We start from the raw sequence: 14,012 nt of genomic DNA, 5'->3' as shown, positions 1-14,012 counted from the left end.
TTTATCCCCGGATGGTTCCGCCCAGCGGATACTGGGCCAGATAGCGGGCGCGAATGATCAGCACCCACAGGATGACGGCCATGAACTGGTGCGCGATGCCCAGCTCCAGCGGTGCGCCATGCATCACGGTGACGATGCCCAGCACGATCTGCGCGGTCAGTGCGCCCAGAACCCAGTGGAAGGCCATGCGCGTGCGCGCATAGCTCGACCGGCGGCCCCGGTTCCACGCGATCACGCCGAAGACGAACAGCAGATAGCCCGAGACGCGGTGGATGAACTGCACCGTGCCGTCATTCTCGAAAAGGTTGCGCCAGACAGGGCTCAACTCCCACATCGCCGGCGGCAGTACCGAGCCACCCATCAGCGGCCAGTCGGTATAGCCGCGTCCGGCATCGATCCCTGCGACCAGTGCGCCCAGAATGATCTGCAGGAAAGCGAAATGCATGAGCCCCGTGCCCAGTGAGAACAGTTTCGCCTCGCGCGAGCGTCGGGCCTGGAGCAGCTGCGCCTCGGGCCGGCCCAGCAGGAACATATACCACGCGATGACGCCAAGGATGACGAAAGCCAGCCCCAGATGGGTGGCCAGCCGGTAGCTTGCCACCGTGGTCACGCCTTCGCCCTGCGTCACCCCCGATGAGACCATCCACCAGCCGATCGCCCCCTGAACACCGCCCAGAATACCCGGCACCAGTAGCCGTCCGGTCCACCCCGCCGGGATCTTGCGCAAGGCCAGAAAGGCCAGAAAACCCAGCGCCCAGACCACGCCCACCGCGCGGCCAAGCTGACGATGCGACCATTCCCACCAATAGATCGACTTGAATTCCGACAGCGTCATGTCGGCATTCATCAGGTGGAACTGGTCGATCTGCTGATAGAGGTCGAACTCGGCCTGCCAGTCGGCATCGTTCATCGGCGGCAGGGCGCCGGTCAGCGGCTTCCACTCGGTGATCGACAGACCGGAATCGGTGAGCCGCGTCAGCCCGCCCACGGCGATCATCGCCATGACCATGACGAACAGCACCCCCAGCCAGAGCCGGATCGCGCGCCGCGCGCCCGACGGGGCTTCGATCCCGCCGCTCCGTGCGGGACGGGAGCCGGTCTGTGGTCCTGCCTGGGCGGCGGCTTTGGGCGCTGCGGCGTCCTCGAAGATCGGGCGTTTCGCCATCGGCACACTCCTGTTCTGGCGGCGTCAAGCTATTGCGGGGGTGGGGCGGTATCAAGAGCGCCCGGACCCACCGGTCAGTCTTTGGCGCGCACCAATTGCCGCAGCGCGCCGTGCAGCGTTTGCACTTCCGAACGCGTCATGCCCCAGCGACCCCACATGTTGCGCAGATTGCGCTTCATATGCGGTGCCTTCTCGGGCGGGTGAAAGAACCCGGCCTCTTGCAGACGCCCCTCGAAATGATCGCCCAGCTTCTCGATCTCGACCTGCGTGGCAAGGTCGGTGCCCGCCAGTTCCAGCCGAGCGCCTTCGACCTCCGAGGTCTGGCGCATCCATTCATAAGCCGTCAGCAACACGCATTGCGCGAGGTTGAGCGAATAAAAACCCGGATTGACCGGCACGGTGATGATCGCATTGGCATGGGCCACGTCGTCGTTTTCCAGCCCCGCGCGCTCGGGGCCGAACAACACCGCCACCCGCTTGCCAGCGCCGATCATCGCGCGCGCCTCGGCCATCGCGGTTTCGGGCGTCAGGACGGGCTTCACCAATCCACGCCCGCGCGCGGTGGTGGCGTAGACGTAATCGCAATCGGCGATCGCCCCGGCCACATCGGGAAAGACGGCGGCGTTGTCGAGCACACTCGACGCGCCCGAAGCCATGGCGATTGCCTTGGGATTGGGCCAGCCGTCGCGCGGCGCGATCAGGCGCATGTGCTCGACGCCGAAATTCAGCATCGCCCGCGCCGCGGCGCCGATATTCTCGCCCATCTGCGGACGGGTAAGCACCATCAGGGGGGCGGTGCCGAGGTCGGTGGAAAGCGCGCGCATGATCGGGATCCTTTCGCCCGCCCGATTAACGACCGGCGCCGTGCTTGGCAACCGCAAGCCGTCGGGGGCTCTGCCCCCCGCCACACCGGCTGACGCCGCCGCGCCTCCCCCGGGGATATTTGCAGAGCAAAGATGCGCGGTTAAGGACCTGTTAAGGCCCATCTTTGATCCACAAATATCCTCGGGGGGTGAATTTGCCGCAAGGCAAAGAGGGGGGCAGACAGCCCCCCTCACTTGGTTTCAGCAGCGATAGTGCCGCGTTCAGTGTGCGGCACCGACCGCGCGGCGGGTCATCACGCCCACCAGATGCGCGCGGTATTCGGGCGTGCCGTGCAGATCGCCGATCATCTGATCGGCCGAGGCCGCCAGTCCGTTGAGCGCGTCGGCCGAGAAGTTCGACGACAGCGCCGTTTCGGCCTCGCTCCAGCGGAACACGCCGTTTTCCGATGCTCCGGTGATCGCCACCCGCGCCCCGTCCGCATATTGCGCGACGAAGGCCCCGGTCAGCGCGAAGCGCGACGCGGGCTGGGCGAATTTGGCATAGGCTGCTTTCTGCGGGATCGGGAACTTCACCGAGGTGATGATCTCGCCCTCGTCGAGCGCGGTGGCGAACATGCCCTGGAAGAACTCTTCCGCCGCGATCTCGCGCTTGTCGGTGACGATGGTCGCGCCCGAGGCCAGCGCTGCCGCCGGGTAGCAGGCCGAGGGGTCGTTATTGGCCAGCGAGCCGCCGATCGTGCCGCGGTTGCGCACCATCGGGTCGCCGATCTGGCCTGCCAGTTCCGCCAGCGCCGGGTAATCGGCGGCGGCGTCGCGCGCCACGACCGCGTGCGGCGTGGCGGCGCCGATGACCAGCATGTCGCCGTCGCGGCACACGCCTTTCAGCGCGTCGATCCCGGTCAGCGACACAAGCGTCGCGGGCGCGTTCAGGCGCTGTTTCATCGAGGGCAGCAGGGTCATGCCGCCCGAAAGCGGCTGCGCCTCGTCCCCGGACAGGGCGGCGACCGCATCCTCGACCGAGGCGGGTTTGACGAAGTCGAAATTGTACATTCGGACCTCCTTTACTTGGCGTTCATCGCGGCCCAGACGCGCGAGGGCGAAGCGGGCATGTCGATATGGGTGACGTGGGAATGGCCGCCGCGCTGAAGCGCGTCGATGACCGCGTTGATGACGGCAGGCGGGCTGCCGATGGCGCCGGCCTCGCCGCAGCCCTTCACGCCCAGCGGGTTGTGGGTGCAGGGCGTGACGCAGGAATGGTCGACCGTGTAGTTCGGCACATTGTCCGCGCGCGGCATGGCGTAGTCCATATACGAGCCCGAGACGAGCTGTCCGTCCGCGTCATAGACACAGCGCTCGAGCAAAGCCTGACCGATACCCTGTGCCAGACCGCCATGGACCTGACCCTCGACGATCATCGGGTTCACGACGTTGCCGAAATCGTCGGCGGCGGTGAAGCCGATGATCTCGACCTCGCCGGTATCAGGATCGACCTCGACCTCGCAGCCATAGGCGCCCGAGGGATAGGTGAAGTTGGACGGATCGTAGAACGCCGTCTCTTCCAGCCCCGGTTCCATCGATTCCAGCGGGTAGTTATGCGGCACATAGGCGGCCAGCGTCACGCCCGCCCAGTCCACCGACTTGTCGGTGCCCGCGACGGTGAACTTGCCGTCAGCCAGCTCGATATCCGCTTCCGAAGCTTCGAGCAGGTGGGCGGCAATCTTCTTGGCCTTGTTGATCACCTTGTTGGTGGCCTTGACCAGCGCCGAGCCGCCCACGGCCAGCGAGCGCGAGCCATAGGTGCCCATGCCCATCGGCGTGTTGGCGGTGTCGCCGTGGTTGATCTCGACCTGTCCCGCATCGATGCCGATCATGTCGGCCACGACCTGGGCAAAGGTGGTCTCGTGCCCCTGACCGTGCGAATGCGAGCCGGTATAGATCGAGATCGAGCCGGTCGCGTTCACCCGCACGGTGGCGGATTCGTAAAGACCGGCGCGGGCGCCCAGTTGCCCGACGAGGTTCGACGGCGCGATGCCGCAGGCCTCGATGTAATGGGCGATGCCGAAGCCGCGCAGCTTGCCGCGTTTCTTTGACTCCTCGGCGCGCGCAGCGAAGCCCGCGTAATCCGAAAGCTCGAGCATCTTGTCCATCGTCGCGTCGTAATTCCCGGTGTCGTACTCGACCGCCACGGGGGTGGCATAGGGGAATTGATCGGCCTTGATGAAGTTCTGACGCCGCAGCTCGACCGGATCGACGCCCAGCTCGCGCGCGGCCTTGTCGACGACACGCTCAAGCTGGAACGTGGCCTCGGGGCGGCCTGCGCCGCGATAGGCGTCGACCGGCACGGTGTTGGTGAACACGGCCTTCACGTTCACATAGATAAGCGGCGTGCGGTAATTGCCTGCCATCAGCGTGCCGTGCAGCCAGGTCGGGACCGAGGGCGCGAAGGTCGAGAGATAGGCGCCCATATTGGCATAGGTTTCGGTGCGGATCGCGGTGAAGTTGTTCTCGGCATCGAGCGCGAGCTCGATCTTCGTGACATGGTCGCGGCCATGCGCATCCGACATGAAGGCTTCCGAGCGCGACGAGGTCCATTTCACCGGCCGCTTCAGCTGACGTGCGGCGAAGGTACAGAAGGCTTCCTCGGCATAGTGGAAGATCTTCGCGCCGAAGCCGCCGCCCACATCGGGCGCGACGACACGCAGCTTGTGCTCGGGGATGCCCAGCACGAAGGCGCCCATCAACAGACGGATCACATGCGGGTTCTGCGAGGTGGTGTAGAGCGTGGAATTGTCGTTCCACGGATCGTAATCGCCCACCGCCACGCGCGGCTCCATCGGATTGGCGATGAGCCTCTGGTTGACCAGTTCCAGCGATGTGACATGCGCGGCACTGGCGAAGGCCTCGTCCACGGCGGCCTTGTTTTCCTCGACGAAGCCCCAGTCGTAGCACAGATTCGAGCTCAGCTCGTCATGCACCTTGGGCGCGTCGGCGGACAAAGCGGCCTTCATGTCGACAACGGCGGGCAGGTCCTCGATATCGAGATCGATCGCCTCGGCGGCGTCGCGGGCCTGGTCCAGCGTCTCGGCGATGACCACGGCGATGGGGTCGCCCACATGGCGCACCTTGCCCTCGGCCAGTACCGGGTGCTTGGGTTCCTGCATGGGCTGGCCGTGCTTGTCGGTGATCAGCCAGCCGCAGGGCACGCCGCCCACGCCTTCGAAATCCTTGGCGGTGAAGATGCGGATCACGCCGTCCATCGCCTCGGCGGCGCTGGTGTCGATCGTGTTGATCTTGCCGTGGGCGACCTGCGAGCGCAGGAAAAAGGCATGCGCCTGTCCGCGCAGGTTGATGTCGTCCGTGTAGCGTCCGTTCCCGGTAAGGAAACGAACGTCCTCGCGCCGCTTTGTGCTGGCGCCGATTCCGCCGTCCTTGGGCATGGAATCCCTCCCTGATGTCGATGAATGGTGCGTGAAATCACGCACCCTACAAGTCCTGAGATCCGGCGGGCGACCCGCCAGGGCCCGTCCTTATTCAGCGGCGACCGTGTCGCTCACATCCTGACCCGAGGCCGCCATCACCGCCTTGACGATGTTGTGGTAACCCGTGCAGCGGCAGATATTGCCTTCAAGGTAATGGCGCACCTCGGCCTCGGTGGGTTTGGGGTTCTCGGCCAGAAGCGACGAGGCCGCCATCACCATGCCCGGCGTGCAGAAGCCGCATTGCAGGCCGTGATGGTCCTGAAACGCCTGTTGCAGCGTGTTCAGCGAGCCATCGGCATTCGCCATGCCCTCGATCGTGGTGACGTTGGCGCCCTCGACATCCTGCGCCAGCACCGTGCAGCTTTTCACCGCCTGTCCGTCCACATGCACGACGCAAGCGCCGCACTGGCTGGTATCGCAGCCGACATGGGTACCGGTCAGACCCAGCTCTTCGCGCAGGAACGACGACAGAAGCGTGCGTCCCTCGGCCTGTCCCGACATGGACCGGCCGTTCACGGTCAGTGTAACCTTGGTCATGTATCCCTCCCTTGGATGGCTGCATGAAAGCACGCGCAGGCGAGGGGCGAAATGCCACCTTAGGCGTATTTTGCCCAAAACCGCGATTTTGCGCCGCGACCGGACGGGCAGGGGGCCGATTCCCCCCTTTCTTTGCCTGCCGCATCGCAGTAATGGGGGCGCATCCAATCCCGCCTGCCAATATCGGAGCCGCGCATGAAAGCCGCCGTGATCACCTTCCCGGGTTCCAATTGCGACCGTGACCTTGCCGTGGCCTTCGAAGAGGCCGGCGCCGATGTCACCCGCGTCTGGCACAAGGACGCGACGCTGCCCGAAGGCACCGACATCGTCGGCGTGCCGGGCGGCTTCAGCTTTGGCGATTACCTGCGCTGCGGCGCGATCGCTGCGCGCTCGCCCATCGCCAAGGCCGTCATCGCCCATGCCGAGCGCGGCGGTTACGTGCTGGGCGTGTGCAACGGCTTTCAGGTTCTGTGCGAAACCGGGCTGCTGCCGGGCGTGCTGATGCGCAATGCAGGGCTGAAATTCGTCTGCAAGCCGGTCGCGTTGCGGGTCGAGACCACGGCAAGCGCCTTTACCTCGGCCTATCAGGCGGGCGCCGAGCCGATCATTCCGATCGCCCATCACGACGGCAATTATCAGGCCGACGAGGATACGCTTGCCGCGCTGGAAGGCGAGGGGCGCGTGGCGTTCCGTTATGTCGTCAATCCCAACGGCTCGCGCAACGATATCGCGGGCATTCTGTCGGCCAACCGGCGGGTGCTGGGCATGATGCCCCATCCCGAACGCGCGGTCAGCGCCCAGCATGGCGGCACCGATGGCCGTGCGCTGTTCGACGGCGTGATGGGCGCGTTGGCGCTTACCTGAGGCGTGACGCGGACGCTGTTGCTTGAGCCGCTCGCGGCACCTGCGTAAGTTGCGCCCATGAGCACCGACCCGTCGCACTCGCAATCCGTATCGGTCCTGAGAACAGGGATGCCCGCCTGGGGCAAGGCCCTGATCGGGGCACTGCTGGTCGTAGCGGTGGCGGTGGTCTGGGTGATGGACGACTGGCTGAGCGAAAGTTTCACCGTCGATACCCGCACCCGCGCCGAGTTGCGGCTGGTGCTTTATGCCGGGAATATCGAAGCCGAATTGCAGCGCACGCAGGTGGTGCCGATCCTTCTGGCGCGCGACCCTGTGCTGCGCGAGGCGCTGCAGAATTCGAATTATGCCTCGATCTCGCAATTGCTGATCGGCTTGCAGAGCGAAGTCGGCGCCGCCTCGATCGAGCTGCTGGATACGTCGGGGCGGGTGGTTGCCGCGACCGACCGCAACCGGCTGGGCAGCGTGCGTGGGAGCGAGCCGCTGTTCATCGAAGCCCGGCGTGCCAATGACACGATTTTCAATGTCCGCCAGCGTGATTCGGGCGGCTACGGCTTTGCCTATGCCCGTGCGATCCGCGCGGGCAGTCAGGTGCTGGGCGTGGTCACGGTCGAGGTCGATCTGGCCAAGTTCGAGCGCGCGTGGTCGGGATTTTCGGATGCGGTGGCGGTGCTCGACAGCGAAGGGCGGATCGTTCTGGCGACCGAGCCGCGCTGGCGGGGCCGGACCGAGGCCGAGGCGCTGGCAATGCGCGACGCGCCGACCGCCATCGAATGGGCGCTGCGCTATACCGCCGATCTGGCCGGGCGCGGACCCGATGCCTTCCTGTCGAACGAGGCCGTCCTGCGCTCGGAAACCCGGGTGCAGCACAGGGGCTGGCGGATCATCAGCTTTACGACCTATGACGGCGTGCGCGAGAAGGTGAACGGCGTTCTGGCGCTGATCATCATGGCCTTCGCGCTGCTTCTGGCGATGGTGTTCTACCTGTTTTCCCGCCGGGCCTATTCGCAATCGGCGCTGTTCGAGCAGGAATCGGTCGAGCTGCGTCAGCTCAACCTGCGCCTTCAGCGCGAGATCGCCGCGCGCGAGAAGGTGCAAAAAGAGCTGACCGTGGCCGAGCAGACGCTGGCGCAATCGTCGAAACTGGCGGTTCTGGGCGAAATGTCGGCCGCCGTTAGCCACGAGCTGAACCAGCCGCTCGCGGCGATGAAGACTTATCTGGCGGGCGCGCGGCTGTTGATGACGCGGCGGCGCACCGAAGAGGCGCTGGTCAGCTTCCAGCGCATCGACGACCTGATCGACCGGATGGGTGCGATCACCCGTCAGTTGAAAAGCTTCGCGCGCAAGGGCGGCGATGCCTTTGCCGCGATCGACATCCGCGACTGCGTGACCGAGGCGCTGACGATGATGGAACCCCGCCTGCGCGAGCGCCGGGTTCTGGTTGTACGCACACTGCCCAAGGACCCGGTGCGGGTGATGGGCGACCGGCTGCGGATTGAACAGGTGCTCATCAACCTGATGCGCAACGCGGTCGATGCCACGCAGAACGTCAACGCGCCGCAGATCGACCTGATCCTGACGCAGGGCGATACGGTGACGCTGACGATCAAGGATAACGGGACTGGCATCCGCGATATCGACAAGATCTTCGAACCCTTCCACACTTCGAAAGGGGCGGGCGACGGCGTCGGGCTGGGGCTGGCCATTTCCTCGGGTATCGTGGCCGACCATGGCGGACGGCTGACCGCGCGCAACCTGCCCGAAGGCGGCGCCGCGTTCGAGATCGCTTTGCCGGTTCTGGCCGAGGCGGGGCAGGACAGGGTGGGACAATCCTCTGTGTAGCGTGTCGCGGCGGGATTGGGCCTGCCGCGTTTTCGGCTTATGTTAACGTCTGAATGGATCAGGAGATTGCTGCATGAATGCGGGCAACACCGCTGCACCGGCCGAAAAGGCCACGACTTCGGCACCCAGAACCCCGACGCGGGTGATCGTGATCGATGACGAGCAGGACATGCGCGCCTCGATCAGCCAATGGCTGTCGCTGTCGGGCTTCGAGCCCGAAACCTATGCCGGCGCGGAAGAGGCGCTGGCGCAGATCGGCGTGGATTTCCCCGGTATCGTCGTGACGGATATCCGCATGCCCGGCATGGACGGCATGGCCTTGCTGAAGCGTTTGATGGGGATGGATGCCTCGCTGCCCGTGATCCTGATCACCGGCCATGGCGACGTGCCGATGGCGGTCGAGGCGATGCGACTGGGCGCCTATGATTTCCTTGAGAAGCCCTTCGACCCCGAGCGGATGGCCGATCTGGCCCGCGCGGCGCTGAAAGCGCGCGCGATGGCGCTGGAAAGCCGGGCGCTGCGTCACGAGCTGGCCGATGGTGGGGCGATTATGCACCGGCTTGTCGGTGGCTCGAACGAGATGGTGCGCCTGCGCGAGGATATTCTCGATTACGGGCAGGCCGATGGCCACGTGCTGATCGACGGCGAAACCGGCACCGGCAAGACGCTGGTGGCGCATGCGCTGCACGCCGTGGGGCCGCGCGCCGGGCGCAAATTCGTCAGCGTCTCCTGCGCGGGGATCGAGGACGAGGCGCTGTCGGCCCGTCTGTTCGGTCCGGTGGAATCGGGCGGCCTGCCGCTGGTCGAGGAAGCGCGGGGCGGCACGCTGTGTCTGGAGGATATCGAGGCGATGAGCCCGGTCCTGCAGGGCCGCCTGCTGACCTTCATCAACGACCAGCCCGCGCCGCCGCATACGCGGATCGTGGCGATCTGCAACGATCACAAACCCGGTCGCACGCTGGAAGACGTGTTGCGCCCGGATCTGTACTACCGTCTGGCCGCGATGAAGCTGACCCTGCCGCCGCTCCGGACGCGGGGCGAGGATATTCTGGCCTTGTTCAAGAGCTATGCCACGGATTACGCCGAGGAATACGGCTGCCCCGCCCCGGATCTGAGCGCGCAGGACGCGGCCTATCTGCTGCAGGCGCCGTGGCCGGGCAATATCCGCCAGCTGATCTCGATCGCCGAGCAATCGGTGCTGCAGAGCCGTCGCGGCTCAGGATCGGTCGTGTCGCTGGTGATGGCCGAGAACGAAGCCTCGGGCGGGGCGCTGACGACCGAGGGCAAACCGCTGAAGGACTACGTGGAAGCCTTTGAAAAGACGCTGATCGACAACACGATGCGGCGCCATAAGGGGTCGATCGTCGCGGTGATGGAAGAGCTCTGTCTGCCGCGCCGGACGCTTAACGAAAAGATGGCGAAATACGGGTTGAGCCGGACGGATTACGTCTGACATTCAGCCAAAGGGCAGGGCGGGTTCGCGCAACAGCGGGACCCGCCCTTTCATTTGACGCGAAAGCCGCGTAAAGGGGCGCCGGAAGGCGTCGAATTTCGAAGAATTCGAAACTTTCTTGCGCCGACGTTTCGCGTGCGCATTTTCCATATTGAATAGGACGGGTGTTCCCCCCTATGTTTGTGACAGCTTTGCGATTGGCGCAAAGCCCGAAATTCACAGCCTTACTCTCCCTTCGGGTGAGAAGACGGCGGGATCGGCCCACGGGCCGTAGAACTGCCCGGAGCGGCGCCGCCGCGAGGGCCTGTCATGGACGCAACGCTAGCCGGATGCGTCGGAGCCTGAAACCGTGATGCCACTTGGCGCATCAGCTTTGACTGAGACCGGGACGCGCGAAGGCGCCGCCCGCCGTCGGCTGACGCATGGCATTGCCCATAATTCCCCAAACGACTCTCTGCCGCGCGGCCCTTCGGGGCCGGGTGACGGATTGCGGGGGACACGTGAGAGACTATGGGAAAGAAACTACTTATTGACGCGACACATGCGGAAGAGACCCGCGTTGTCGTTCTGGATGGCAACAAGGTCGAGGAATTCGATTTCGAAACCATCCACAAGCGCCAGCTGGCTGGCAACATCTACCTTGCCAAAGTAACGCGGGTCGAACCCTCGCTGCAGGCCGCTTTCGTCGATTACGGCGGTAACCGGCACGGATTCCTCGCTTTTGCCGAGATTCACCCCGATTATTACCAGATCCCCGTCGCCGACCGTCAGGCGCTCTTGGAAGAAGAGCGCGCGCTGGCCCGCGATCAGGAGGAAGAAACCACCCGCCGCACGCGTCGCCGCCGGGGCGACAAGAACGAGAAGGGTGGCAAGAACGCCAAGGATGACGCCCGCGACGACAATTCCGACGACGAGGCCAGCACGGCCGAAGCGGCGGTGACCGAGACGCAGGGCGCGGAAGCGCCGCAAACGCCGGTCGACGCGCCTGTCGAAGCCGCCACCGAAGCGCCGGTTGCGGATAGCGCCGTCACGGAGACCCCCGTCACGGAGACCGCTGTCGAGGACGTCACGCCCGAGGTTTCGGAAGAGACCGCGCCGGCGATTGAGGCCGAAACCGCCCAGCCGGACGCCGAAGAGGCTCCTGTTGCGGAGGCCGCACCGGAAGAGGCCAAAGCCGAAGACGCCCAGTCTGACGAAACGGCACGCGCCGAAGCGCAGCCCGAAACGGCGTCGGACGAGAGCCCGGATGAAGGCGCGGATGACAAGCCTGCGCCGCGCGCGCCGATGGCCGCCAATTCCGAAGGCATGGAGCATCGCACCTATGGCGCGATGGATATCGTCGAGCTCGACGAAGACGACAGCGCCGAGGCCGATCAGGACGACGCGCATGGCGACGATCACGATCACGCCGACGACAAGGACGACAAGAAACCCTATCGCGCTGCCGATCACGCGGCCGATAACGACAGCGACATCGAATCCGTCGCTGACGAGGACGTTTCCGACGAAGTGCGCCCGCCGCGCCGCTCGCGCGCGCGCCGCTACAAGATTCAGGAAGTGATCAAGGTCCGGCAGATCATGCTGGTCCAGGTCGTCAAGGAAGAGCGCGGCAACAAGGGTGCGGCGCTGACCACCTACCTGTCGCTGGCCGGTCGTTACTGCGTGCTCATGCCCAACACGGCACGGGGCGGCGGCATCAGCCGCAAGATCACCAACGCCGCCGACCGCAAGAAACTCAAGGACATCGCGTCCGAGTTCGACGTGCCGGAAGGCGCGGGGCTGATCATCCGCACGGCGGGGGCCAACCGGACCAAATCCGAGATCAAGCGCGACTATGAATACCTGTTCCGCGTCTGGGAGCAGATCCGCGAGCTGACGCTGAAATCCATCGCGCCCGCGCCGATCTACGAAGAGGGCAACCTCATCAAGCGGTCGATCCGCGATCTGTACAACAAGGATATCGACGAGGTTCTGGTCGAAGGCGAAGCGGGCTACCGCACCGCCAAGGACTTCATGAAGATGATCATGCCGTCCCACGCCAAGAACGTGAAGCTCTATGGCGAGGGTCTGCCGCTCTTCGCGCGCTTTCAGGTCGAGAGCTATCTGGGCCAGATGTTCAACCCGACGGTTCAGCTGAAATCGGGCGGCTACATCGTCATCGGTGTGACCGAAGCGCTGGTCGCCATCGACGTGAACTCGGGCAAGTCGACGCGTGAAGGCTCGATCGAAGACACCGCGCTGAAGACCAACCTCGAAGCCGCTGACGAGGTGGCCCGCCAGTTGCGCCTGCGCGACCTTGCCGGTCTGATCGTGATCGACTTCATCGACATGGAAGAGCGCAAGAACAACGCGGCGGTGGAAAAGCGCCTGAAAGACGCTCTGCGCACCGATCGCGCGCGCATTCAGGTTGGCCGTATCTCGGCCTTCGGCCTTCTCGAGATGAGCCGCCAGCGTCTGCGCCCCGGCATGATCGAGGCGACGACGCAGCCCTGCCAGCATTGCCACGGTACGGGCCTGATCCGCTCGGATAACTCGCTGGCGCTGCAGATCCTGCGCTCGCTGGAAGAAGAAGGGACGCGCAACCGCTCGAAAGAGGTGCTGGTCAAGGCGCCGATCGGGATCGTCAATTACCTGTTCAACACCAAGCGCGAGCATCTGCAGCAGATCGAACTGCGCTATGGCATGGCGATCCGGATCGAAGCGGATCCCTCGTTGATCAGCCCCGATTACTCGATCGAGAAATTCAAGACCGCGACGCGGATCGTGACGGCGCCGACGACTCCGGTCGTGTCGCTGGACGCGAAGACGATGTCCGAACTTGATGATTACGACGTCGAGGATGAAGACGACACCGACGCCGAGGCCGAGGCCGAGGACACCACCGAGGCGAAAGCCGACGAGTCCGGCGAAACCGAGGCCAAGGGCGACGGAAACGAGGATGGCAACGGCGAAGGGGGCAAGCGCAAGCGCCGCCGTCGTCGGCGTCGGCGGGGTGGCCAGTCGAATGGCAACCGCAACGACGGTGACTCCGACGGCGACGATTCATCCGACGATGACAACGGGTCCGAGGACGCGCCTGAGGCCGAACCCGCTGCCGAGCCGGTCGCACAGGCCCCGGCCGAGGCCGTTGCCGAAACCGCCGAGGCTGCACCCACGCCGGTCGAAGAGCCCAAGCCCGCACGGCGTCGCCGGTCGCGTCGCAAGAGCACGGACGCCGAGGGCGAGGCCGCCAAGGACGACGCCAAGCAGGAGGCTTCTGCGGAACCCGTGAGCGAAGCGCCTGCGGAAGCCGCCACCGAGGTCGAGGTCGAAAAGCCCAAACGTCGCCGCGCGCCGCGCCGCAAGAAGGCCGAGATCGAGGCCGAAAAAGCCGCCAAGGCCGAGGAAGCTGCGAAAGCTGCCGAGCCGGTCGCCGCTGCGGGCACAGAAGTGCCGGGCGAGACGCCGAGCGAAGCGCCGGTGGAGACCCCGGTCGAAGCCCCGGTCCCCTCGACGCCCGAGGACGCGCCGGTCACCCCGGTCGAGGCCCCGGACGAGCAGCCCGCCGAAATCCCGGTCGAGGCCCCGGCTGAAACGCCTGCCGAAACCCCGGATGACCGGGCAGCCGAGGCTCCGCTTGACGCGCCCGCGTCGGAAAAGGCGCCGCAGCCTGTGACGCGTGCACAGACCGAGACGGCTCCGGCGCCCGAGACCGCGCCCGAAACGGCCCCTGAGGCGGAACCGGAAGCCGAACCCGCGCCGTCGCGGCCTCGCCGCGCGGGCTGGTGGTCGCGCAAGAGCTGACCACTGAGCGCCTTGGGCGCGGGGCAAGACCTCCGCGACCCGAGGTCGCAATACCAAGAACGTGAGCG

Annotated in this window: 9 protein-coding genes; 4 read left to right on the top strand and 5 right to left on the bottom strand. The window is 65.5% G+C overall.

Annotation, left to right across the window (positions count from 1 at the left end; translation table 11 throughout):
- Position 1: 1 nt before the first annotated feature.
- The 5 genes from ctaA to JI664_RS18120 all read right to left on the bottom strand — a co-directional run bounded on the left by ctaA (position 2) and on the right by JI664_RS18120 (position 6,005).
- Complete coding sequence (gene ctaA, locus JI664_RS18140) at positions 2 to 1,165, bottom strand: heme A synthase (RefSeq protein ID WP_207015179.1); 1,164 nt, start codon at positions 1,163 to 1,165, stop codon at positions 2 to 4.
- Positions 1,166 to 1,239: 74 nt separating this feature from the next.
- Entirely contained in the window at positions 1,240 to 1,989 is a 750-nt protein-coding gene (locus JI664_RS18135; RefSeq protein WP_207015178.1) for an RNA methyltransferase, read from the bottom strand.
- A gap of 261 nt (positions 1,990 to 2,250) precedes the next feature.
- Positions 2,251 to 3,039 carry an FAD binding domain-containing protein gene (locus JI664_RS18130; RefSeq protein WP_207015177.1) on the bottom strand — a complete coding sequence of 263 codons (789 nt, stop codon included), beginning with the start codon at positions 3,037 to 3,039 and terminating at the stop codon, positions 2,251 to 2,253.
- Positions 3,040 to 3,050: 11 nt separating this feature from the next.
- The gene (locus tag JI664_RS18125) at positions 3,051 to 5,426 is read right to left on the bottom strand and encodes a xanthine dehydrogenase family protein molybdopterin-binding subunit (protein WP_207015176.1); all 2,376 of its coding nucleotides are present in this window, start codon (positions 5,424 to 5,426) and stop codon (positions 3,051 to 3,053) included.
- A 90-nt stretch (positions 5,427 to 5,516) separates the two neighbouring features.
- Positions 5,517 to 6,005: a (2Fe-2S)-binding protein gene (locus JI664_RS18120; RefSeq protein WP_207015175.1), complete on the bottom strand. Its 489-nt coding sequence runs from the start codon at positions 6,003 to 6,005 to the stop codon at positions 5,517 to 5,519.
- A gap of 195 nt (positions 6,006 to 6,200) precedes the next feature.
- Between JI664_RS18120 and purQ the strand changes: the two genes are divergently transcribed.
- The 4 genes from purQ to JI664_RS18100 all read left to right on the top strand — a co-directional run bounded on the left by purQ (position 6,201) and on the right by JI664_RS18100 (position 13,944).
- Entirely contained in the window at positions 6,201 to 6,869 is a 669-nt protein-coding gene (purQ, locus tag JI664_RS18115; RefSeq protein WP_207015174.1) for a phosphoribosylformylglycinamidine synthase subunit PurQ, read from the top strand.
- Between the two features lie 108 nt (positions 6,870 to 6,977).
- Positions 6,978 to 8,708: a sensor histidine kinase gene (locus tag JI664_RS18110; RefSeq protein WP_286174168.1), complete on the top strand. Its 1,731-nt coding sequence runs from the start codon at positions 6,978 to 6,980 to the stop codon at positions 8,706 to 8,708.
- Positions 8,709 to 8,781: 73 nt separating this feature from the next.
- Complete coding sequence (locus JI664_RS18105; protein ID WP_207015172.1) at positions 8,782 to 10,161, top strand: sigma-54-dependent transcriptional regulator; 1,380 nt, start codon at positions 8,782 to 8,784, stop codon at positions 10,159 to 10,161.
- Between the two features lie 510 nt (positions 10,162 to 10,671).
- Positions 10,672 to 13,944: an Rne/Rng family ribonuclease gene (locus tag JI664_RS18100; RefSeq protein WP_207015171.1), complete on the top strand. Its 3,273-nt coding sequence runs from the start codon at positions 10,672 to 10,674 to the stop codon at positions 13,942 to 13,944.
- The last annotated feature ends 68 nt before the right edge of the window (positions 13,945 to 14,012 follow it).

Origin of the sequence: Rhodobacter sp. NTK016B, from assembly GCF_017303295.1 — a bacterium.
GTDB lineage: Bacteria > Pseudomonadota > Alphaproteobacteria > Rhodobacterales > Rhodobacteraceae > Pararhodobacter.
The sequence above is the reverse complement of the archived record's forward strand: the minus strand, read 5'-3'. Positions and strand labels throughout refer to the sequence as shown.

Excerpts from the sequence above, each read along its gene's own strand:
- purQ (WP_207015174.1), top strand. The coding sequence starts at position 6,201 with ATGAAAGCCGCCGTGATCACCTTCCCGGGTTCCAATTGCGACCGTGAC.
- JI664_RS18120 (WP_207015175.1), bottom strand. The coding sequence starts at position 6,005 with ATGACCAAGGTTACACTGACCGTGAACGGCCGGTCCATGTCGGGACAG.
- JI664_RS18110 (WP_286174168.1), top strand. The coding sequence starts at position 6,978 with ATGCCCGCCTGGGGCAAGGCCCTGATCGGGGCACTGCTGGTCGTAGCG.
- ctaA (WP_207015179.1), bottom strand. The coding sequence starts at position 1,165 with ATGGCGAAACGCCCGATCTTCGAGGACGCCGCAGCGCCCAAAGCCGCC.
- JI664_RS18100 (WP_207015171.1), top strand. The coding sequence starts at position 10,672 with ATGGGAAAGAAACTACTTATTGACGCGACACATGCGGAAGAGACCCGC.
- JI664_RS18135 (WP_207015178.1), bottom strand. The coding sequence starts at position 1,989 with ATGCGCGCGCTTTCCACCGACCTCGGCACCGCCCCCCTGATGGTGCTT.
- JI664_RS18125 (WP_207015176.1), bottom strand. The coding sequence starts at position 5,426 with ATGCCCAAGGACGGCGGAATCGGCGCCAGCACAAAGCGGCGCGAGGAC.
- JI664_RS18130 (WP_207015177.1), bottom strand. The coding sequence starts at position 3,039 with ATGTACAATTTCGACTTCGTCAAACCCGCCTCGGTCGAGGATGCGGTC.
- JI664_RS18105 (WP_207015172.1), top strand. The coding sequence starts at position 8,782 with ATGAATGCGGGCAACACCGCTGCACCGGCCGAAAAGGCCACGACTTCG.